The sequence below is a fragment of the Campylobacter sp. US50a genome (genome assembly GCF_004379015.1).
Lineage (GTDB): Bacteria > Campylobacterota > Campylobacteria > Campylobacterales > Campylobacteraceae > Campylobacter_D > Campylobacter_D jejuni.
In genome coordinates, this window is the sequence record NZ_RYYJ01000046.1 from 1 (window position 1) to 1,179 (window position 1,179).

Sequence of the window (1,179 nt, forward strand, 5' to 3'; positions counted from 1 at the left end):
TTACTCTCTCCTATAACAATACCTTGAGTGCTATTAGGAGCTTTAGGTTTAGCTTTAAAACTTGGAGTAAAGATAATATTCTTTTTTAATAAAGTTAAAGTATTAGAATAAGATTTACTTAAATTTAAATCTTTTAAATTTAAATGATCATTAGTATTAATAGAATTAGCTAAGATGGCATCATCAATTAAGATTTGAGTATTAGCAATAATAATAAAGTCTTTAAGCAAAGAAGCTTTATCTTGTTTTTCTTCATCTTGATTTTTTATTTCTTCTTGATGATTAAACTCCTTATAATTTAAAGTGATAAAATCTCCTAAGCTAAGATGATAAATATTACTTTTTGCTAGTAAGCTTTCATTTAATACTAAGGCTCTTTTTTCTTTAAGAGAAGGCTTAGTCTTTAAATCAATGCTTTTTGTAAAAGAATATTCACTCTCATAAAAATGTTCATTATAATAAGCTTTGTTATTAAGTTCTTGTTCATAAGGAACTTTATTAGAGTGTAAGGATAAAAGATTTAAAGGAGTATTGGCATTAATACTAGAATGTGTAAAAGAATTAGTTCTTAAACTTTGTTCTTTATAAATAGAAGAAATACAAGCTTGATTTAAAATATTATTAACATTAGGATTATACTCAATTTCTTTATTTTTTACATTTTTATATACATCACAAAAATAAATAGTGTTCTCATCTTCATAAAAAAAGATTCCATTATTATGGCTTAATCTTGTAATAAAGTCTAAATCACTTTCATTGTATTGAGAGATGAGTTCTTGTTCTTCATAATTAAAATGTATATTAGAATAATCAATTTCTTTATGTAAGATATCTTGATAAAAACCAAGGGTTTGTTTAATCACTTCTATAATATTAGTATGAGTATAAATACGATTGGCTTTATTTAAAGAAAGTCTTATCAAGACTGATTGAAGCTTAAAAGAAAAAAAATGCTTGTATTTTATTTGCTTAGTATTTGAAGTGCTATCATTAATATTTAAAGCACTTTCATGATTAATACCTAGATATTTTATATAAGTGATAATTCCCTTATAGTTTTTTACTTCATTGTTATCAAAGTTTAAGGTATTATTCTCATAAGGATTATGGATACTTAAAATAGCTTCTTGATCGATTAAAACATTAGGATGAAAATTAAAAGTTGTAGGGGTGCTT

General features: G+C 23.7%; 1 protein-coding gene. It reads right to left on the minus strand.

The features are described 5' to 3' along the window. Window positions 1-1,179, minus strand: a 1,179-nt coding sequence (locus ELQ11_RS09560) for a contractile injection system protein, VgrG/Pvc8 family (RefSeq protein ID WP_208359345.1), incomplete at both ends; no start/stop codon positions are given.